This is a genomic window from Alteromonas sp. AWM4_230, from assembly GCF_056158305.1.
Genome location: NZ_JBSWTB010000001.1, coordinates 2,115,997 through 2,135,810 on the forward strand (window position 1 = coordinate 2,115,997; position 19,814 = coordinate 2,135,810).

22 protein-coding genes and 1 other annotated feature are annotated in these 19,814 nt (G+C 43.3%); of the genes, 9 read left to right on the forward strand and 13 right to left on the reverse strand.

What is annotated here, in order from left to right; genetic code table 11:
• Window positions 1-8 precede the first annotated feature (8 nt).
• Window positions 9-911: an ATP phosphoribosyltransferase gene (gene hisG, locus ACXACS_RS08990; RefSeq protein WP_179983939.1), complete on the reverse strand. Its 903-nt coding sequence runs from the start codon at window positions 909-911 to the stop codon at window positions 9-11.
• Window positions 912-961: 50 nt separating this feature from the next.
• Window positions 962-1,079, reverse strand: a sequence feature (His leader region).
• 230 nt (window positions 1,080-1,309) lie between these two features.
• On the opposite strand from hisG, the gene ACXACS_RS08995 reads away from it, so the two are divergent.
• On the forward strand, window positions 1,310-1,549 hold the full coding sequence (locus tag ACXACS_RS08995) for a hypothetical protein (RefSeq protein WP_474805895.1): 240 nt from the start codon (window positions 1,310-1,312) through the stop codon (window positions 1,547-1,549).
• Between the two features lie 13 nt (window positions 1,550-1,562).
• On the opposite strand, the gene ACXACS_RS09000 is transcribed toward ACXACS_RS08995, so the two are convergent.
• Window positions 1,563-2,336 (reverse strand): ParA family protein, encoded by a 774-nt coding sequence (locus ACXACS_RS09000; RefSeq protein WP_474805897.1) that lies wholly within the window; start codon window positions 2,334-2,336, stop codon window positions 1,563-1,565.
• Window positions 2,337-2,544: 208 nt separating this feature from the next.
• Between ACXACS_RS09000 and ACXACS_RS09005 the strand changes: the two genes are divergently transcribed.
• Window positions 2,545-4,455: a TonB-dependent receptor domain-containing protein gene (locus ACXACS_RS09005; RefSeq protein WP_474805898.1), complete on the forward strand. Its 1,911-nt coding sequence runs from the start codon at window positions 2,545-2,547 to the stop codon at window positions 4,453-4,455.
• Window positions 4,428-5,477 carry an MBL fold metallo-hydrolase gene (locus tag ACXACS_RS09010; RefSeq protein ID WP_474805900.1) on the forward strand — a complete coding sequence of 350 codons (1,050 nt, stop codon included), beginning with the start codon at window positions 4,428-4,430 and terminating at the stop codon, window positions 5,475-5,477. Before ACXACS_RS09005 ends, ACXACS_RS09010 begins: the two co-directional genes overlap by 28 nt.
• A gap of 75 nt (window positions 5,478-5,552) precedes the next feature.
• Here the strand turns inward: ACXACS_RS09010 and ACXACS_RS09015 are convergent, their stop codons facing one another.
• From ACXACS_RS09015 to ACXACS_RS09030, 4 genes are all read right to left on the reverse strand, one after another.
• Window positions 5,553-6,542, reverse strand: a complete 990-nt coding sequence (locus ACXACS_RS09015; protein WP_474805901.1) for a hypothetical protein — start codon at window positions 6,540-6,542, stop codon at window positions 5,553-5,555.
• A gap of 311 nt (window positions 6,543-6,853) precedes the next feature.
• The gene (locus ACXACS_RS09020) at window positions 6,854-7,426 is read right to left on the reverse strand and encodes a lipid-binding SYLF domain-containing protein (RefSeq protein WP_474805903.1); all 573 of its coding nucleotides are present in this window, start codon (window positions 7,424-7,426) and stop codon (window positions 6,854-6,856) included.
• 220 nt (window positions 7,427-7,646) lie between these two features.
• Window positions 7,647-7,916, reverse strand: a complete 270-nt coding sequence (locus tag ACXACS_RS09025) for a DUF6482 family protein (protein WP_474809236.1) — start codon at window positions 7,914-7,916, stop codon at window positions 7,647-7,649.
• A 150-nt stretch (window positions 7,917-8,066) separates the two neighbouring features.
• Window positions 8,067-8,549 carry a DUF2244 domain-containing protein gene (locus ACXACS_RS09030; protein ID WP_474805904.1) on the reverse strand — a complete coding sequence of 161 codons (483 nt, stop codon included), beginning with the start codon at window positions 8,547-8,549 and terminating at the stop codon, window positions 8,067-8,069.
• 152 nt (window positions 8,550-8,701) lie between these two features.
• Between ACXACS_RS09030 and ACXACS_RS09035 the strand changes: the two genes are divergently transcribed.
• The 3 genes from ACXACS_RS09035 (at window position 8,702) to ACXACS_RS09045 (ending at window position 11,315) form a co-directional block, all read left to right on the forward strand.
• Entirely contained in the window at window positions 8,702-9,610 is a 909-nt protein-coding gene (locus ACXACS_RS09035; RefSeq protein ID WP_474805906.1) for a sulfite exporter TauE/SafE family protein, read from the forward strand.
• A gap of 97 nt (window positions 9,611-9,707) precedes the next feature.
• Window positions 9,708-11,012 (forward strand): alpha-amylase family glycosyl hydrolase, encoded by a 1,305-nt coding sequence (locus ACXACS_RS09040; protein WP_474805908.1) that lies wholly within the window; start codon window positions 9,708-9,710, stop codon window positions 11,010-11,012.
• Window positions 11,013-11,096: 84 nt separating this feature from the next.
• Entirely contained in the window at window positions 11,097-11,315 is a 219-nt protein-coding gene (locus tag ACXACS_RS09045; RefSeq protein ID WP_474805909.1) for a hypothetical protein, read from the forward strand.
• 188 nt (window positions 11,316-11,503) lie between these two features.
• On the opposite strand, the gene nadS is transcribed toward ACXACS_RS09045, so the two are convergent.
• The 6 genes from nadS to ACXACS_RS09075 all read right to left on the reverse strand — a co-directional run bounded on the left by nadS (window position 11,504) and on the right by ACXACS_RS09075 (window position 15,602).
• Complete coding sequence (gene nadS / locus ACXACS_RS09050; RefSeq protein WP_474805911.1) at window positions 11,504-11,794, reverse strand: NadS family protein; 291 nt, start codon at window positions 11,792-11,794, stop codon at window positions 11,504-11,506.
• Window positions 11,791-12,060, reverse strand: coding sequence for a type II toxin-antitoxin system RelE/ParE family toxin (locus tag ACXACS_RS09055; protein WP_474805913.1), 270 nt, complete (start codon window positions 12,058-12,060; stop codon window positions 11,791-11,793). The genes nadS and ACXACS_RS09055 overlap by 4 nt, the downstream gene beginning before the upstream one ends.
• A gap of 269 nt (window positions 12,061-12,329) precedes the next feature.
• On the reverse strand, window positions 12,330-12,959 hold the full coding sequence (locus ACXACS_RS09060; protein ID WP_474805915.1) for a phosphatase PAP2 family protein: 630 nt from the start codon (window positions 12,957-12,959) through the stop codon (window positions 12,330-12,332).
• A 127-nt stretch (window positions 12,960-13,086) separates the two neighbouring features.
• Complete coding sequence (locus ACXACS_RS09065) at window positions 13,087-13,782, reverse strand: EF-hand domain-containing protein (RefSeq protein ID WP_474805917.1); 696 nt, start codon at window positions 13,780-13,782, stop codon at window positions 13,087-13,089.
• A 318-nt stretch (window positions 13,783-14,100) separates the two neighbouring features.
• Window positions 14,101-14,499: a GFA family protein gene (locus ACXACS_RS09070; RefSeq protein ID WP_474805919.1), complete on the reverse strand. Its 399-nt coding sequence runs from the start codon at window positions 14,497-14,499 to the stop codon at window positions 14,101-14,103.
• Window positions 14,500-14,546: 47 nt separating this feature from the next.
• Window positions 14,547-15,602: an aromatic ring-hydroxylating oxygenase subunit alpha gene (locus ACXACS_RS09075; RefSeq protein WP_474805920.1), complete on the reverse strand. Its 1,056-nt coding sequence runs from the start codon at window positions 15,600-15,602 to the stop codon at window positions 14,547-14,549.
• Between the two features lie 162 nt (window positions 15,603-15,764).
• Here ACXACS_RS09075 and ACXACS_RS09080 point away from each other — a divergent pair, with 162 nt between their 5' ends.
• Window positions 15,765-16,685 (forward strand): cation diffusion facilitator family transporter, encoded by a 921-nt coding sequence (locus ACXACS_RS09080; protein WP_474805922.1) that lies wholly within the window; start codon window positions 15,765-15,767, stop codon window positions 16,683-16,685.
• 103 nt (window positions 16,686-16,788) lie between these two features.
• Complete coding sequence (locus tag ACXACS_RS09085) at window positions 16,789-17,121, forward strand: hypothetical protein (protein WP_474805923.1); 333 nt, start codon at window positions 16,789-16,791, stop codon at window positions 17,119-17,121.
• 197 nt (window positions 17,122-17,318) lie between these two features.
• Here the strand turns inward: ACXACS_RS09085 and ACXACS_RS09090 are convergent, their stop codons facing one another.
• Entirely contained in the window at window positions 17,319-17,558 is a 240-nt protein-coding gene (locus ACXACS_RS09090; protein ID WP_474805925.1) for a hypothetical protein, read from the reverse strand.
• Between the two features lie 298 nt (window positions 17,559-17,856).
• On the opposite strand from ACXACS_RS09090, the gene ACXACS_RS09095 reads away from it, so the two are divergent.
• Window positions 17,857-19,776 (forward strand): DNA repair helicase YoaA, encoded by a 1,920-nt coding sequence (locus tag ACXACS_RS09095; protein ID WP_014950010.1) that lies wholly within the window; start codon window positions 17,857-17,859, stop codon window positions 19,774-19,776.
• Window positions 19,777-19,814: the final 38 nt, after the last annotated feature.

A 19,814-nucleotide genomic window follows, 5' to 3' on the forward strand; every position in this document is an offset into this window, starting at 1 on the left:
TCTGCCTTTTAGCCCATCATTTTTTCGATTGGCATTACAAGAATAGAGCTACAACCAAGGGCTTTAAGCTTTTCCATGGTTTCCCAGAACAAGGTTTCTGTAGAAACTACGTGGATAGCAACTTGCTCTTCATTTCCAGCAAGTGGAAGCACCGTTGGGTTTTCAGCACCTGGAAGTAGGCTCTTAACCTGTTCTAGGTAAGCTTTAGGCGCGTGTAGCATGATGTACTTGCTTTCTTTTGCTAGCAGTACACCATCGACACGAGGCATTAGGCGGTTAACCAGTGTAACTTTTTCGTCACTAAGTTCGCTGTCAGTACGTTTGATAAGTACTGCTTTACTGCGGAAGATGACATCTTTTTCTACAAGGCCATTTGCTTCAAGGGTTGCGCCTGTTGATACCAGGTCACAAATAGCGTCAGCGACACCAGCGCGAGGTGCTACTTCTACTGAGCCTTGTAGCATTACGGCTTTCGCGTTAATACCCTGGTCTTTGAAGTAGCGCTCAAGAAGGTAAGGGTAAGTGGTTGCTACTTTTTTGCCTTCTAAAGACTTAATACCGTCGTAATCCATCTCATTAGGTACGGCAATTGATAAGCGACAGCCGCCGTAGTCTAGACGACGCAATACTTCATACTCAAACGGCTTACCTGCTGCTTTGCGTTCAAGCATTTTTTCTTCTAGCTCGTTCTCGCCAATGAAACCAAGGTCGCAAACGCCGTCCATCACTAGGCCTGGAATATCGTCGTCACGTACGCGAAGTAAATCAATTGGCTCGTTCGTTGAGTGCGCAATCAGCAGGCGATCACGAATGTTCAATTTAATGCCGATAGCTTTAAGAAGTGCGATGCTGTCATCACTCAAGCGACCTGATTTTTGTACGGCAATTCGAAGTCTGTTGCTGTTACTCATTGAAACGTTCCTTACACGTTGTGTTTTAACTTTTGATTGCGCCTAAAACGAAAAACCCCCGGAAGTTTCCTTCCGAGGGTCGAGAATTTTTCTATCTGCGCCGTTGGAAGGAAATATAGACCTTCCAGCACGAACCTGAAAGGTTATGCTTTGTGGTGATGGTGATGTTTCGCCGCGCAGTTAATCATTTTGGTGAATCTAATTCCTAATTTCGAACGGCTGAAACATTAGCGGTTTGAGCATCGATTTGCAAGGCAAAAGTGAACTCTTTTCCTACATTAACTCTAAATTAATATACATATAATAAAACTATTCGTTATGAATTAGTTGTGAACCATAATTTTAAGCACCATTCGGCCGATAAATTATATAAACCTTTACACATTTTAGGAGGGCGTATGAGCAACGATTTACTGTTTCCCATTTTGCCTCGTAACACCAAAGTGCCGATTGAACCTGATGAGCGGGTGAAAAAAGTGCAGAAGACAAAGAAGTCTGAGCATCTTAGTGAAGACGAGCGCGACAACTATCAAGACATAAAACGCACCGAAGTGGTTGATGCGTCAGTAGAGAACACGAAAGACAAAGAGCGAAGCAATAGCGGCGGTGGGCTTAAGCACATTGATATTGATGTTTAGATTATTCTAGTGATTACTTTTTCTCTGCGTTTAGCGCTTCAAATAATGCTTCTATTTGACCGGTGACCTTGTGCTTTGGTAGATAGAAGGGCAGCGGCACACGCTTAGAATGAGACTCTTTCACCTTCACCGTAGCACTTATATAGCTTTCTAACACTGGCAACCCTTGTTGCTTGAGTGATTGTACTAGTTCTGTAGGCAGTTTTGCCTGACTATTAAATTGATTAACTACAATGCCCAATAGCTTAAGTTCTGGGTTATGGTCCTCTTTAAGTTCTGTTGCATTGTCGAGTAAGTGGTCGATAGCTTGTGCGGAAAAGTCATCACAATCAAAAGGAACACAGAAACCATCTGCAGCAATAAGTGCCGCTTTTGAATAGAAATTAAAATTTGGTGGTGTATCAATAAAAATATGGTCGAATTCCCCATTTAACTCCTTCAGTGCATCTTTAAGCTTAAAAATTTTGTATCGAGATTCGAGTTCTCGCTCTACATCAGCTAAGGCTGGTGAAGACGGCATGACGTAAAGGTTTTCAAAAGGGGTTGGATGAACAAACTCAGCAGGTTTTTTAGCCGTTCTAAATATTCCCACCACTTGTTTGAACATATCAGCAACCGAAAGGCTTTTCTCGTTGGGGTTAAACCCCGTGTAGTGAGTACTGTTACCTTGGGCATCCAGATCCACTAATAACGTTTTGTGACCCAATTTCGCGCTTTGTGCGGCTAAATTGGTACTAATCGTTGATTTTCCCACCCCACCTTTTTGATTAAATACCACGACAATCATACGCGATCCCTATGTTGAAACGGTTATTGAATAAACTGATTGACTAAAATATGCCCAAATACGATTGTGGATGCAAAGTATTGTTTTTATTTGGAGCGTTTGCTTTCTGTAAAAATACCTAAGCGTGACGATAAAAATGAAATTCAACTTTACATATTAATGATAATGATTATCATCAGCTTATTCTTTTTATATTAATCGATTAAGTATGCGTTTTACTCCCACTTTACTGGCAATTTCACTGTATTCACTGTTCTCTCAGAATGTTCTTGCTCAATCTAACGAACAAGATGATATGGAGAGCATCACTGTTACAGCTTCTGGCTTCGAGCAACTTTTGTCTCAAGCACCCGCGTCAGTAAGCGTCATCGATAGAAAACAACTGGCGCAGCGAGCGTACAAAGACATCACAGACGCACTTCGAGACGTGCCGGGGGTTACTGTAACGGGGGGCGGGTACCGCCAAGATATCAGCGTTCGAGGCCTACCTGCACAATATACATCTATACTTGTTGATGGTAAAAAACAAACAGGTAGAGAGTCCCAGCCAAATGGCAGCGGCGGGTATGAACAAGATTGGTTGCCGCCTTTGGACAGCATAGAACGTATTGAAATTGTGCGCGGGCCTATGTCTACCTTATATGGTTCAGACGCAATGGGTGGGGTGATCAATATCATTACGCGAAAAAACTTCAGAAAATGGAGTGGTAACCTTCGCGCAGAAACAAAAATTCAAGAAAATTCAGACAGTGGCTCAGATAGTCAAGTTCAACTGGCATTTTCTGGGCCGTTAATCGAGAATTTGTTGAGCATTACAGCCAGCGGTCTTTATCAAAAGCGAGAAGAGGACGATATTGAACGAGGCTACGCAGAAAAAGATCTAAGCAACATTCGTACAGCGTTTCACTTAACACCAAATACTACAGATACACTCACGTTTGAGTACATCTTCCAAGATCAGACACGTATATCCACACCTGGTAAGTCTTTGCCAGAAAGAAATTCCTTATCAGAGACTGAAAGCGAGAGACATTCATATGCGCTGACTCACGAAGGGAAGTATGATGATGTGACTGCTCGAAGTTACATTCAGCAAGAGTCGGTTGAAAACGTAGGGCGAGATATCACTATTGATAATCTGGTCTTTAATTCTCAATGGTCTTGGGCTGCAAGCGATAGCCACATGCTTACGGTTGGCACAGAGTTTCTTGAAGAGTCGCTGGATGATTTTGATACAAACGGCGGCGAGGCGACCAATATTGAAAACAGTCAATGGTCTTTATATGGCGAAGATGAATGGCGTGTTAACGATAGGTTGGCCTTTACGCTAGGTATTCGTCTTGATGACAACGAACAGTTTAGTTCCCAAGTTAGCCCTCGTGCGTATGCGGTGTACAACCTCAATGATAATTGGGTAGTGAAAGGAGGTGTCTCTACCGGCTATCGTACACCTGAGCTTCGAGAAATGGCTGATGGTTGGATTCAAGAAAGCCGAGGGGGAGATGTTTACGGTAATCCGGACTTGTCACCTGAAACTACGTTAAACAAAGAGCTCGCGCTTTACTATTCCGGTGATGCTGGCTTGGAGTACAGTATTACGGTGTTCCATAACGACTTCGATGATAAAATTGCCATCGCATCATGTGAACTATCAGTCTGTTTGGATGAAACGGACCGCTACAATATCAATATCGATGAAGCTGAATCTTACGGTGCAGAATTCGCTGCAAAGTATAACGTTGGAAACTGGTCATTTAACGGTGCATACAGCTACACGCGTTCTGAACAAAAGACAGGTTCAAATGAAGGCCTACCTTTGGTTCAACAGCCTAAGCATTTGTTCACGCTAAACACCACATATCGCCTATCTCAAGAAAGCGAAATCTGGTCAAGGTGGACAGTAAGAGGGGAAGAAACGGCGCTAACGTCAGTATCTTCACGTTCTATTTTATCCCCAGGGGTCGGTTTGTTTGACATAGGTTACAACACCAAGCTTACGCGCAATATTAAATTGCAAACGGGGCTCTACAATGCATTTGATAAAACAATGCGATACGAAGAGTTTGGGTACGTTGAAGACGGAAGAAGATTGTGGCTAGGGTTAAATTGGACGTTCTGAAAATAGCGGTTATTGCCTGGGCTGTTTGTGTGTGCGCTAGTTGCACTGCTAGCTCTTCGCTAACCGCTCAAGATTATGCCCGAAAGGGCCTAGAGAGCGCTACGCATTTTCCTGGCTTGGCAAACCTCTGTGATATTAGTGCTCCACCTAGAAATGTGTTCAAACTCGATGAAAAACGACGAGAACGACCTAAGCGTGCCGAAAGTGGAAGCAAGCCCGACCGCAAAGGCAAGGGGCGGCGTCAAATACCACCCCAGCAGGTCTTTGATAACCTCTATTATGTAGGGGCAGGCAACGTTGCAAGTTGGGCAATAGATACGGGCGAAAGCATTGTTCTGGTGGATGCGTTGAATAATGACGAGCAAGCTCAACAGTACATAATTGATGGTCTTTCTGCGCTCGGATTAGGCAACAAGCCCATATCTCACCTCATTATTTCTCATGGCCATGGCGATCACTATGGTGGGTTTGAAGTTATCAAGTCAACATATAGCCCTCGCATAGTCATGAGTAATGTAGAGTGGGATTACCTCGAAAACGATAAATTTGCCAGTTATCGTTGGGGTAAAAAGCCAAGCCGAGATGTGGCGGTAGCCGATGGTGAAAAATTGAATGTTAACGGTACTGAGTTAACGCTTTATGTTACGCCGGGCCATACGCCAGGAACGTTAACGGTCGTTTTTCCCGTAATTGACGGAAGCGAAAAACATCGGGCTGTGTTGTGGGGCGGTACTGGGCTCAACTACGGCCCTGATGTCTCGCGCATTCAGTCTTATACCGACTCAGCCATGACGATGAAACGATTAGTAAAAGACCAAAATATTGATGTTTTTTTATCGAACCACCCTGGGCGTGCCGGAACAAGAGAAAAGCTTGAAGCTTTAAGTAACCGGGAAAGTAATGAAAAACATGCCTTTGTTCAAGGTCGAGATGTCGTTGTTGAAGCGTTTGAACTGCTTGAAAACTGCACGCGCGCACAGTGGATGAGAATTGAGGAAAAACAACACGAGCAACGTAAATAGCTTGGCTGAATCAAGGCAAGAAGAAGAGGGCGCTTTATGGTTGCCTCACTCCTCTTGCCAGTTCATTACCAGATGCTATTTGCAAAGAGTACGGTGCTTGTTAAACCTTCTCGCACTCAGCAAGCCTACTGCGAGAAAAAAAATCGCAAACGTAGAGGGGGCACTTACTTCAGTTGAAGATGAGGTGGTAGCAAACGAACTTGCTAATATGATTTCTCCGTTAACAATGGGATTATTGGTTAGATTGAACACCGGCCCGTTTAACGGCACACCAGCGGGGAAAAGTGCATCGTAAAACGCGTTCAGAGAAAAATTATCAAAAGATACTCTTACTGCATTTCGAGACTCAGAGCATGAAGTGTTTGAGCACGACTTTTCAACTTCATTAACGAATATCCCCAAGCCAAAGTCGGCAATATTTAAACCAGTAAAAAGAGACTGATTTTCAAGTGTCGTAGCCTTTACGCTATTTCCCCAAAGGCTTACTTCCACTTCCGCAATGTTAGATGTACCTGCTGTAGATAGGTGAACGTTCGAACCGGATGTAGCACTTCCGTCAATTTGCGATACGGTTGAAAGTACATCAGCACTTAACGTTAAAAAGCCACTGATGCCAAGCACGTCTGAAAATAAATCAAGATTGAGGTCGTTTATTGTTCCGCGGCCTGAGGTAAAAAAGTTTGCTGAAACAAAACTCGTTAAAGACGATTGAGATTCTCCTTCAATAATGGCTGTAGATGCTATGCCGTCAAACTCTGTAACGTCAATCGAGCCGCCCAATGTGCCTGATGTGTCTGCGCTTGCGCCGACCATAGTTTCGAGCTGTGAATAATTTTCAGGTGCACTACCGCTGGTGTGAGCTAAGTTGATAGTTGAGTTAGCAACAGCGGTGACAATATTACCGACATTGCTAGTAATGGACAGGTCGACATGAACGGCATTCCCATAACTGCTGCCTATGATCGCTGCGTTAGTTGAAAAGCCTACCGTCGCAGAAGCGAACAATGCGCTCGTTAATATTGTTCTTGCTAGTGCTCTTATCACTTTGTTGTTTTGTGGTTGCATGATGAACCCCTCGTTAATGGCTTAGCGTGCTGCTAAGCGAGCCTTTTACAAATAAAGCGTAGTCACGAGTATTCAATTCAGTTATGAGGGTTTCCCCCTAAATTTAGACTTTCGTATAAAGGAGCGGTGGAAAAAGAATCTATGTTGGTAACACAACACTGCTTATTTATTTGTTCCAAATTGCCTTTATATTTTGAGTGGAAGAGAGCATATTGTGCAGAGAAAAAAATAAAAAGGCCTCTTGCATTCAAGAGACCTTCGGTGGGTTGGAGCACTAATCGCTAATTTGATTAGGAATAGTTAGGGCTGAGTTAGTTTAGTTCTTTATCTACCCAAAATTTCGTGCCTTTTACCGTGGCCTGCAATGTAAGACCGCTTTCAGTCATAGTGTAAACCGTTACATTACCAAGGTAACCTTCGCCTTCAGCAGACGCGCCTTTATTGCCTGCTTTCGCTGCCACATCTGCGTTACCACCGACGGTCCAACCATTTTCAATGAAATGATTAATCGCTTTTTGAGTATGGAAGACCATAACAATACGATAATCTTTAGCGCCTAATCCTAAGCCAACACCACCTTCAGCCATGTTCATGTAGGTTTTTGCGCCGGTGACGTTATTGTTTACCACACCGTAGCCGGTGCCTGCGGCCACAAAAAACACATTAATGTTGGCGTTAGTGAATACGGCGTAGCCTGCGGCATCCCTTATTTGCGAGCGAGTATCTGGTTTCTCGGTATAGAGACGTGCAAGCGCATTCTCTTGCATGTCTAAAATAGCTTGTTGCTTTTCAGCAACAGTGCCATCACCCATAGAAGCGCAAGCAGTTAATGCCAAAACCGCCGCTATAAATACAGACTTAATCGCTAACTTACTAATCTTCATGCAATTCTCCTTAGCATGTAGGTACTTTATTACTTGCGATAAAAGACATTTTCTACCGCTAGTAATTCAATAAAATACCGTTTTTATTTACGTTACATGAGTTGTACGCAAAAAATGTGCTAAGTGGAGCATGTGTACATGAAATAGTAGGCGCCTTTGATGAATTGTTAGCTTCGTGCTATTAATTTTAGCCCAAGTTGGGTTCGCTAACAGTCAGCATTCACCATTCTATTTCAAGCTCTAGCGCACCGGGATGATCGGTTTGACCGACCATTTCTTCATACGGAGTACTCTGGCGAAGCCAAACGTGCTCAAATGCTTGCGAATCGAAATGTTCTCTAATTTCATTCAGGCAGTGAAACGTTTTAGGTTGCGACTTTTTGTCTCTGACCAAACTGCGTGATGCACCCATGCCCGTAGCAGCAAGGTAGTTACCACCTTCTAATGATTCAATATATAAATTCATAAAATAGCCCTCGTTAGGTCGCAGCGAACTTTGGCTGCGTCTTATATCTAATTAGTCGAAAACAGCCACAATGATCATTAATTTTGTGTCATGAAGGTTCTCATCATCAATCATTAGTACCTAGAAAAAGGGAACAGAAGAGAGTTTGTCAGATGCAAAATAAGACAACGAGCCTTACCACCATTTGTTCGTGCACACCATGATCCCGGCCTTGTGCAAATTATCGTGTACTAGCTTTTTATCTTCCGAGTTTAAAAAAGCGCCTAACTCAAACTGCTGCATAGAAGTTTGTAAAATTAACCGTGAAATACGTTTTAGGTTTGTGTCCTTTTGATAGAGCAAGGAGGTATCTGGACGTGGGAAGCATAAGCTAGTGCCGTTCGAGCAGGATATAAGGATGCGGTCAGCCGAAATTAAAATGGTTTCCCATCGGTAGGTGGCTCTAGACACCAAGTACATAACTAGCGCGAGCAACCCCACTTCTAATCCTGCAAACGGCAAAATTACCCAGGCCCCCGCTATTGACCACGCGATAGCGATTAGACCAATAAACAAAGCAAACGCCATGATTAAGTATTTAGTCTGGCGCCATGTTGCTGAGCGGTTTGGCGAAAGATGCAGTTGCACCTGCTGCTCAAATGTAGATACTTCAACCATATTTTACAAAATACTGTATATAACAATTGTGTAAGTAAAAGCTTATACGTTATGAGCTAACAATAGTTTGAAAAATGTACTGATGCGAATGGTTAACGTATCAAACAAGTTTATTTTCTGACAATTATCATAGTTGTGTCGTAAGGACGTGTGTGATCTCTTTATTAAAGCGCCAACCTGGCAAGTCAATTTTTGTTCTACTTCTTCTTACTTGGTGTAGCCTTTTATTATCGCAGCCTGCATCTATTGAACTTGTTAAAGAGTTCGGACTTTTCAGCGTTCTTGGTGTGATAGGTGCTATATTTGCAAATGCTACAGGCGCCGGTGGCGGTGTGGTGTTTGTTCCGTTTTTTAACTATCTATCGTTTTCCCCTCAAAGCGTAGTGGCAACCAGCTTTGCTATTCAATGCTGCGGCATGACTGCGGGGGCATTGACCTGGGCGGCGTATTATAAAAGACAGCACCAGCACGATGGCTACTGGCAAGGGCTGCCGAGCGCACTAATGCTAACCGTTCCTTCATCTATTTGTGGCATAGGGTTTGCGCAATATTCGTCGCAAAGCCAATTGTTGTTAGCGCAATTGTGGGGCGGTGCCAATAACCTTCACATTGCCTTCGGTGGGTTTTCTATTTTATTAGCCATTGCCATATTCGCGTCTGTTCCATTAATGAAGCGCACTCATTTAGTTAAGGATTTACAAACAAAAGATTTAGTGTTTTTACCATTCATTGGTTTTGTCGGGGGCGTTATTACAGCTTGGCTTTCAGTGGGAGTGGGTGAGTTAGTGGCGGTTTACCTCATTATTCGTGGGTTTAATGTCACTATGTCTATCGCGGTAGCGGTTATTTTATCCGCGTTTACTGTGTGGTCAGCGTTGCCGTATCACGCTTTTATAAATCCGTCGGTGGTTTGGCAGGTCGTTTTGTTTGCGGGGGCTGGTGCAATTATCGGTGGAATGATTGCCAAATATGTAGTTTTGGCATTTTCTGTTCAGCGTCTAAAACTTTTTTTCGGTATGTGGGTACTAATTTTAGGCATCACAAGTTTACCTATATTTTAAGCGTAGCTATCGCCGCTATACAAATGCTAGTGATTAAGGTCGTGAGTGTGATGCGAATTCTTCTTTAAAAACGCTAATCTGTAAAAGGAAAGATAATATGGATATCAATCCTACTCCCCAGAAACGCTATAACGTGCTTCAGCCAAAATGGTCATCTCATGCGGTTATTTATCAAGTAAATACCCGTCAGTTTTCAAAAGAAGGTAATTTTGAGGGAGTAAGAAAGGGACTTGCGCATATTAAATCCCTCGGCGCGGATATCATTTGGCTAATGCCTGTACATCCTATCGGTGAAAAAAACAGAAAAGGTGAGCTTGGCAGCCCCTATGCCGTTAAAGACTACTTGGCTATCAACCCAGAATTCGGTAGCGAAGAAGATTTTAAAGTGCTGGTGGACGAAGCGCATCGGCTATCGCTGAAAGTTATTATAGATTGGGTACCAAATCACAGTGCATGGGATAATCCACTGGTTGAACAACACCCTGAGTGGTACGCCAAAGACTACAAAGGAGATTTTCGTCCATCTCCGTGGTGGGATTGGAGCGATATCATTGAGTTCGATTATGAACAAATTGGCCTTCGAAAATACATGATAAATGCACTGTGTTACTGGGTTGAAAAGTTCAACATCGACGGCTTTCGCTGTGACGTAGCAGGCTATGTACCTAACGACTTCTGGCGTCAAGCGGTTGAAACATTGAATGCAATTCGACCGATCTTTATGTTGGCTGAATGGGAGAATCGCGATCTCCACGAAAATGCGTTCAACATGACTTATGCATGGAGCTGGAATGAAACACTGCATGAACTCGCTCACGGAAAGTGTTCACTAGATAGGTTGCGTAAATATTATTCGTGGAACGAACGAAGCTGGCCTCGTTCGGCTTACAGAATGACCTTCGTTAGTAATCATGACAAAAATGCTTGGGATGGCACACAGCGTGAACAGTTTGGCGAAGCACTTGAAGCGTGCATTGCTTTATCGGTAATAGGTGAGGGCATGCCGCTTATTCACAACGGGCAAGAAGTGGGAGAAACCAAACGCTTAGCATTCTTCGAGCGCGATCCTATACGGTGGCAAGACCATGAAATCGGCAACTTGTATCGCGAGCTTATTGCACTCAAAAAATCTAAAGCCGTGTTAGGAAATGGAGAGTATGGCGCAAGAATGATTCAGGTGCCTAACTCTAAGATGGGTGAGGTTTTTAGCTTTGTACGTTGTAGTGAAAATGAAAAAGTGTTCGTCATAATTAATTTCTCGAACGATCAGCTTGAAGTAACGTTTGAAGAACCATTATTTGAAGGTGAGTATGCGCACTGGGAGCGTGACGAGAAGCAAAGTTTTGAATCTGATTCTGTCTGTAAACTTGCACCTTGGCAGTTTGAAATATGGGTGGCTTGAAGCGTTGATCGTTTAACGTCGTGATTAACTACAAATGGTATATGAGATTTTTATATTCCACTGAATAAAAATTAAGGACGAACTATGCCTGCGAACGATTCAAGTGAGAAAACCGAAGACCGCTCGTTAAATAATCATGCTGCTCTGAAAACTTCCATTGCCAATGGTGATGTGGAAGAGGTTAGAGCGCGTCTTAAAGGCCACGCATTAGATAAGCTAGAAAAAGGTTATCTTATCGATCTCGCCCGCTTGAGTGGTAACAGTGAAATCGAGGAAGTGATCAAATCTACACCGGAAATTTGAATCTATGCCTTATAGATCTAATGTGTAATACATAAGGTCTATTGGTGTGATTACTAAGGGAAAACTGACGGTATAAGTTCTAAGCTATTCTGACATAATCTGGCAGGCGGCTATAGACAAGGAGCGGATATTCGTCGTGGCTCCTAGTGCATTGCCGCACGTACTATCATGCGGTTAATATTGGCTATCTAGTGATTAAGTGCTTCCAAGGCGAGCTTAGGATCAGCATCTAAGATCTTAAGCAAAGCACGAGCAGGACCCGTTGGGTGGCGTCGGCCTTGTTCCCAATTCTCTAGTGTGCGTTTACTCACCCCCAAAACGTCAGCAAAACGGGTTTGTGTTAACCCCGTTTTTGCACGAATGGCTTTAACTTGAGGCTTAGCAAATTCAGTTGTACGGGAAGGCTTTGCTTTACCTTTGATGATATCGTCTGCCTGAGACACACTTTCTATCAATTGTTCAAACATGTCACCATTCATTCTGACCACCTCTCTACGATCTTCTTCAGCGCTTTAAGCTGCGTATCTGTCAAATTATCCTGCACATTTTTTGGGTATGCCAACAGCATATAAAGTTGGTCGTTGTCGGTCATCCAATAATAGATAACTCTAGCACCACCACGTTTACCCCTTCCTTCCAGCGCCCAGCGTACCTTTCTAAGGCCACCACTATTTTTAATTAATGAGCCTCTATCTGGCCTGCTGACAAGTGCTTCCTGCAAGTCTTTGTATTCATCATCATCCATCAACTCTTTTATGAGCTTGGTGAATATGGGGGTTTCTATAATTACCATGTGTTAACTATAACATTAACACCAGAATACGCCAATGGCGTATGCGGATATTTAAAGCCCAACTAACCTTTTCCCTAAAAATAACAAATCACATCTCGCAGAAGTATGGATGATATCCTTAACTTTCTAGGCACCATTGTAAGCATTAAACAACAAGCCTATGCAAGTGTGTTCCCTCACTAAAAAAGTGAGGAAACATGCCTTAACTCGTATTTCCGTGATTAGTATTGTTTAAATCGATTCTGCAGGTGAGAGCTTTGCTTCAGGTTTTCAACTTCAGCTTCAACGGGCTTTTCGAGTTTAGACACGGCGTAGGCAACGCCAAAGCCTAAACAGCTTCCCACCAAAACATCTGATAAATGATGTGCATCGCGCTTAGTCCTCGACTTTCCAATGACTGCCGTAGCAGCTAAGCCTGCGGCTGATGCTAATAGTAAAGGTCCGGAAGTTCGAGGTATTGAGCCTGCCACTGCCGCTACTGCTGCCGCATGTCCTGATGGCATAGAGTTAAATTTGTCTTTCAATGCCGGGCCTTTTATTTCAGGGCCAGCCTCAGCTCTAGGACGCTTTCGTCCAATCAATCTCTTAAGGCCCGCATTAAGTAGACCAGCCACTGAGGCTGATAACGTCGATTTTAGAAGGAAGCGTTGTATTTTTGGAGCGTCCGTCATCTTAGATACGGCATAGGCTGAACCTGTTATTGCGACGACTGATGGTGGCGTCGTTGCATTACTTAACTTGCTAGACGTAATAAGGCTATCTTTACTGTGCGCTCCATCTGCACCGGGCACATTCATTTTTCGCAGAGCTCTGTACGCGAGTAAACTTTTAATTCCTGTGGAAGCTAACATAAAAAATCCTTTATTCGATGAAGTGGTGTGGAAGGAAATCGATACGTGCAGGCTCGATAGCACGTCTAATTAAAAGTATCTGAACAATAAAAAGAGCCGCACGAGCGGCCCTTGTCTTGTTAAGACATTACTCTTCCGAATTACCGTCTAAATTTCCTTTAGATGAGCGCTGATAACGCTTAAATTCGGTGCGTGTAATCAATTCATCATCATTCAAATCGATTTTGTCGAAATTGCGTGTTACGCCACTTCTTGAGGCTTCCGCTTTTGTAAGCTCGCCATCGTTATTCGCGTCCATCATATCGAATTTACTACGCGCAACTACTGCTTCATCTGCGATCACAGTCTTATCGTTCACAACAGTATCTTTGGCTACTTTATCGACCTTTGTCTTTTCTAGGTTTCCATTAGCTTTAAGCTCAGTTTCAGCTCTTAACTCGTGAGTGAGCCTTTTATCTTTTGTCGCGGCAACCACTTCATCTACATCGGAATCAACGTTAACCTTCGTTTCCATTGTACCTTTTGCCCCCATGCTTTCTTTCATCGACTTGACCGTGGAAAGCACTTCATCATCGAAATGTTGAGGGTGTTTCATGACATGAGCATTGAATTCTTTGGCTGAAAGTTGCATGTCTGAATTAGTATCAATTTTAGAAAAATGTGCATAAATCTCATCGTCGTCAGCTTCTTCTCGTGAGATGTAGCCGTTATCATCGTGGTCTAAATCGACGAACGTTGTGTCGATTTTCTCCATGTCGTTGCCAGCAAATGCACCAGCAGACAGAGCGGCACTAATCAATGTAGCAATAGTTAACTTTTTCATATCTTACTCCTTGGTTTTCGGCCTCCATACTGCATAAAAACGGAGGAGAGAATTCACAAAGGATTATTCACAGCATATGCCATTCAAATAAAGTTTATTTAAATCAATGTGTTGGTTTTTTTAAGGGACAGGTGGAGGCAGGAGGAATTGTGAGAACTATAGAATTTTATGAAAAAGTTACCCGTTATTTTTAACAAAAATGGAACATATTAAGCGGGGCATGTTGTGAATGTGAGCAACGATCGACCTGCCGTTATTCAAACCGCGATTTCTATCTAGTATAAAGCCACTATGTTTCGAATGAGCACCCAATGTTTGTTACGGTAAACGTTCGAATGTTGTAATTGTTTCTAAGCTTTCTTCCCACGCAGCTTTGCTTACACTGAAGATATGTGCAGTAGGTTTAATCAGTAGATTTGTATCCAGGCACCCGGCGGGTACGGCTAAAACGTTACCGAGTTGAGAACACGGAAGGGATGAACCACAAATTTTACAGAAACTTTTTCTGTGACGCGTGTTCTCGAGCGTGAAGTTGACTACAGCGTCAACACCCGATGCCCAAGTTAATATAGCCGAACTTGAAAACAGGTTGGCTGCGAAGGCCGAACCTGTATCCTTTTGACAGTGTTTGCAGTGGCACAGATAAAAACTGTCAAAATCACCCTCAATTTTAAAAGTTACCGACCCGCACAAACAAGACCCTTTGTAATTGTTCATCAAAACTCCTTTTTTGTGAAATAACACTATTTAAAGCAACAAGGTAGCTACTGTTTAGCAAGCCAATCGTAAAAATGCGCCACGCCCGCTTCTAAAAACGGTTCTATGGGGCCTTGTTCTTCTTCGCCTGATAAATAAAGTGCCCTTCGGCCTTTTTCTAACAATAGGCAGGCTTCTTCATCTTCTACAGCTGTTTCCATATAGGCCGCTTTTTCCGCGGCAAAGTAGTCTGGCATATCTTTATAAAGTGATTTGGGATAATAAAATTCTACGTGGTTTATACACGCGGCCGCTCCCTTAGGGTAAATCGTGCTGACAACGATAATATCTGGGTACCACTCAATCATAATATTCGGGTACAAAAAGCACCATATCGCACCATAGCGGGGAAGTGTTTGCCCGTAGCGCTCTATTAATGCGTCTTGGAACTCTCTGTAACGCGGTGTTGTGCGCTTGGTAAGCTGGTCGCCTAGCCCAACTTTTTGAACTGAAAAATCATCGCCAAACGACCACTCTAAATCATCGGGTTTAACAAACTGGCGAAGCCCAGGATGCATGGAGTACACGTGATAGTTCTCTAGATAGATTTCGATGAATGTCTTCCAGTTAAATTGATATTCCGTGGTTTCAGAGCCGGCGTAAAAGTAATCGGTAAAGTCGATATAATCCTCAAGCCCAAGGGCAGATAAGTCCATATTAGGAGAGCGCCCTCGAAATAGAAGACCGTTCCACACTGATAGCGATTCCTTTTTCAACTGACCATTAGGTACACCCTTAAAGTGGGGGGTACCTTTAAGCTGGCCTGTGTTGTCATAGCTCCAGCAGTGGAGTTTACAAACAATGCTGCGTGCTCGACCTTGCCCTTCAAGAAGTTGAGCTTGTCGATGTAAGCAAACATTGGATATAAGTTCATAATTCTCACCCTGATTAAACAACGCATAACGGTCGTTAAAGTGAGGAAGCACTTGATAACTAAACTTCTCTGGCACCATGAGAGAATGGCCCGCATAAGCAAGCCCCCGAGAGAATGCCTGCTCGACTTCCTGTCGGCTTTCATCAGCATCAAAGTAACTTTTTATAGAAGGGTGGGTAACGGTTTTCATAGTTTAAAATGAGTGCTCAAAACGCATTGCGTTAAGTCGAAATTATATAGGCGCTATGTATCACTGAATTGATTAAAAAAATAGCAATATTTTTGTTCAAAGCACTATTTTTTTTTAAATAACGGAGTAGAATCCGCGCACCTTAATTTCGATGTGACTCTCATGGACATTGGCTTCCATCACCTTGAAGAAAAGCGTTTATTAACGCTTTCTTTTTACATTGCCGGTGCATTTGTCGTTATTGCACTTGGTTTTGCCATTTTAACAAGTTCAGGCGCTATTTTATTTGATGCCGCGTACTCGTTAATCGCTTTTATTATGTCAATGCTAACGCTTAAAGTAGCTAACTTGGTTCAACGCCCTGATGATGACCGATTTCATTTTGGTTACACGGCAATTGAGCCTACGCTAAACATGTTTAAGTCGCTTATTATCATTGCCACTTGTGTATATGCCGTCGCGAGCTCTGTTCAGAGTTTATTAGCAGGTGGTCACGCAGCTGAATATGGTATTGGTATGGTCTACGGTGTTGTGGCAACAGTTGGCTGTTTTAGTATCTCTCTTTACATGCGTGTAAAAGGTAAGCATTTACTGTCCGATTTAGTAAAAGTGGATTCTCACACTTGGATGATAGACGGTGTGCTAAGTGCATCCATCTTGTTCGCTTTTATTTTGGCCTACGGACTGGAGTTGACGGAATATAGAACGCTGTCGCCTTACGTTGACCCCGTTTTATTGATTATTCTTGGCACGGTAATGCTGCCGGTTCCGTTTAAGATCCTGCGCGAAAGTCTTAACGAGGTCATTAATAAGGCGCCTCCTGAAGCAATATCCGCAGTAATTGAAAAGAAGTTCAAAAAGACATTGGCCGACGTACCATACGAACATGTAGAAGTGCGAATTAGTAAACGGGGTAGGGATGTTTATCTTTTAGTCCACATTATAGTGGATGACGCATTCTCGATTGCTACGATAAGTGAGTTAGACGAAATTCGACTGAAATGCGAAGCAGAGATGCGCGAGTGGGACCCTGCAATTATCATGGATATTCTGTTCATAAAAGATCCTGAACTAGCAGAGTAATGATAAAGGGTGGAAATGAGATTTCTCGTATTCACCCTCTTCGTGGCTGGCAAAATACTCCAAATTTTCCGATAATCAAGTCTTTAAACTAATTGAAGATGTGATGGAAACGCGACTTCCGCTATATAAAAAGCTGCTGGTGATGTACCGCATAGAACCGGGGTGTCTTGGGCCGCAAGGTGCAGACTATGTCGAGGAGTTTTGTGTATTTGCCAAAAAAAAGCTAAAGGACAACAATGGTCATTGCTTGAGATGGACCATTAAGCCCCGCTACGACAAGACACTGCCCGAGCTTGAATTTCAGATAAAAAACGCCGTACTTTCCCGTGACAATGCGGCTAAATATATGGATAGCTTTGGCATTGATATCGACGCTTTTGAAGAAGAGTTAGAGGAGGCACTGGCCGATTTGGTTGATGCATTTTTTGAGCGTTAACTTTTATATTGAGCTGCTATGGTATACGTCGCCGTCAAAAACGCTGAACAGCTAAAAATTTTTCTAAGACCAGAGCCCGAAACCACGCCCCAAAAAAGGAAAAGACCAAAAAAGAAAAGTACAAAAAAGCCCCGCCATTTCTGGCGAGGCTCGTTTATCAATTCAGATAAAGTGAATCAGTAACTCACCTTATTAGATTAGTTTAAAGATTTCAGCTTTTGGTAACCTTCAGCTTCTAGCTCATCATTCACGCACTCTAATACAAATGCATCTTCCGACTTGTCTTTTGTGCCTTCTTCTTCAGCGATTTCTTTACAGAACTGAGTTAATTCAGCTACTAGTTCCGCAGGTGCTTCTTCTGATGCAGCTGCAATTACAGAGAACGCCATTGCGCTTAAACCTACTAAGCCTAAACCTATAAAGCGTAAACCTTTCATAATTACCTCGTTAAATAGTTGAGTGTAAACATTTACGAGCTGGATTTTGCGCCTAAGTATTAAGTTTAAAAAGCAAATTCTTTTGTTCTAGAAGATAAATTCTTTTCATCAAAAAATTAACATTAGTGTTGCTCGATAAGTGAAGTTAAGCACTACGTGCTTTTAGTAATTTAACTATCAAGCTAGGCAAATGAATGGAAGAAGACGACGTTAAAATGCAAACCTTTATTGGGCATTCTAAAGGCTTTTTGGCATAATGCGCGGCCTAAAGTAGAAAAGTAATTATAGCGCTTAAACCATGCCCACAATAAATAATGTATTCTCATCAGATGGCCTTCTTGCTGGTGCTATCAAGGGGTTCGTACCTCGCGAAGCTCAAACTGAGATGGCGAAGGCGGTTAAGCGCGCTATTGATACCACAGGTAGTTTAATCGTAGAGGCGGGTACAGGAACCGGTAAAACCTTCGCCTATCTTGCTCCTGCATTGCTAAGCGACGGAAAAGCCATCGTCTCTACCGGTACTAAAAACCTACAAGAACAGCTGTTTCACCGCGACCTACCTTTGGTAAAAAAGGCTTTGGGCAGCAAGCGAAAAACGGCACTGCTAAAAGGCCGTTCAAACTATCTTTGCCTGCACCGGGTAGCGCAGCACAGCGGCAATTCTACTCTGGTTGAAAAAGAGGTATTGGGACAGCTTTCAGAAGTGAAACGCTGGTCTAGTACAACGAAAACGGGTGACATGGGTGAGCTTAAAACCCTTCCTGAAGATGCCCGTGTTTTACCGTTGGTTACCTCTACAGTAGATAATTGCTTGGGTCGCGATTGCCCAGATTATGAAGATTGCTACTTGGTAAAAGCGCGCAGAAAGGCGCTGGATGCTGATATTATTGTGGTAAACCACCACCTTTTCTTTGCAGATATGGCACTGAAAGACACGGGGTTTGGCGAACTTATCCCAGAAGCTGACGCGATTATTTTTGATGAGGCTCATCAAATTCCTGATATTGCGAGTGATTACTTTGGCGAGTCACTTTCGACAAGACAAATTCACGATATTGCGAAAGATATCACGCTGTTGTTCAGAACAGTGCTAAAAGATGCTGGGCAGCTAGATAAAGCGGCTGATAAATGCAGAATGATAGCCTCTGATTTACGTTTATTGTTCCCGGATACGGCTGAACGTGGCAACTGGGCCGAGGCACTAGACCGTGACGACGTGCGCATGCAGGTGGGCAAGCTGGCCGAAGCGCTTGGCGTACTGCATGAGGTGTGTAAGTTACACATTGGCCGCGATAAAGATTTAGACAACATGTATGAACGTGTTGTCGCGGCACGAGAGCAGTTAGATGCGTTAAGTGACAATAAGCAAGAAAATGTAAGTTTGTGGTATGAAACTACTCAGCGCCACCTCATTATGCATTTAACGCCCTTATCAATTGCCGCTAAATTCAGACGTTTCGTATCATCGCCGCCGCGCGGGTGGATTTTCACCTCGGCGACCTTAATGGTAAATGGCGGTTTTGATCACTTTCAACGCCGCATGGGCTTAGAAGACGCAGAAACGTTAGGATTAGATAGCCCATTTAATTATCCTGAACAGGCCATGCTGTGCGTGCCCCGCTATTTACCAGAACCAAACAGCTACGCTATGCGCGAAACTTTGCTAGAAACAGCCAAACGGCTAATCAAAGCAAGTCGCGGCAGATGTTTTTTGTTGTTTACTAGTCACGCCATGCTTCGAGAAATTGCGCAGAAGCTAGAAGATGAGATAGACAACCCGCTACTGGTGCAAGGGACTACCACCAAGCAAGCATTGCTGGATGCGTACCTTGCAGATGAAAAAGCGGTATTAATGGGCACAGGCGCTTTTTGGGAAGGAGTAGACGTTCGCGGCAACGACTTGGTTTGCGTGATGATTGATAAGCTGCCCTTTGCGTCACCTGATGATCCGCTGCTTCAAGCGCGTATGGAAGATGTAAAAAAACGTGGAGCAAACCCGTTTGGTGTTATTCAAATTCCCCAAGCTGTTATTACGTTAAAGCAGGGCGCAGGACGACTCATTCGAGACCCATCAGATAAGGGCGTACTGGTAATATGTGACAACCGATTAGTGACAAAACCTTACGCCAAAACCTTTGTCGGCAGCTTGCCGGATATGAAAAGAACAAGAAGCCTGGACGAAGTGGAAAAATTTTTAGCCGGCATTGATGAAGCCTAAGTTAAAGCGCTGAAAGCGGTTAATGTGACTTCACCCAC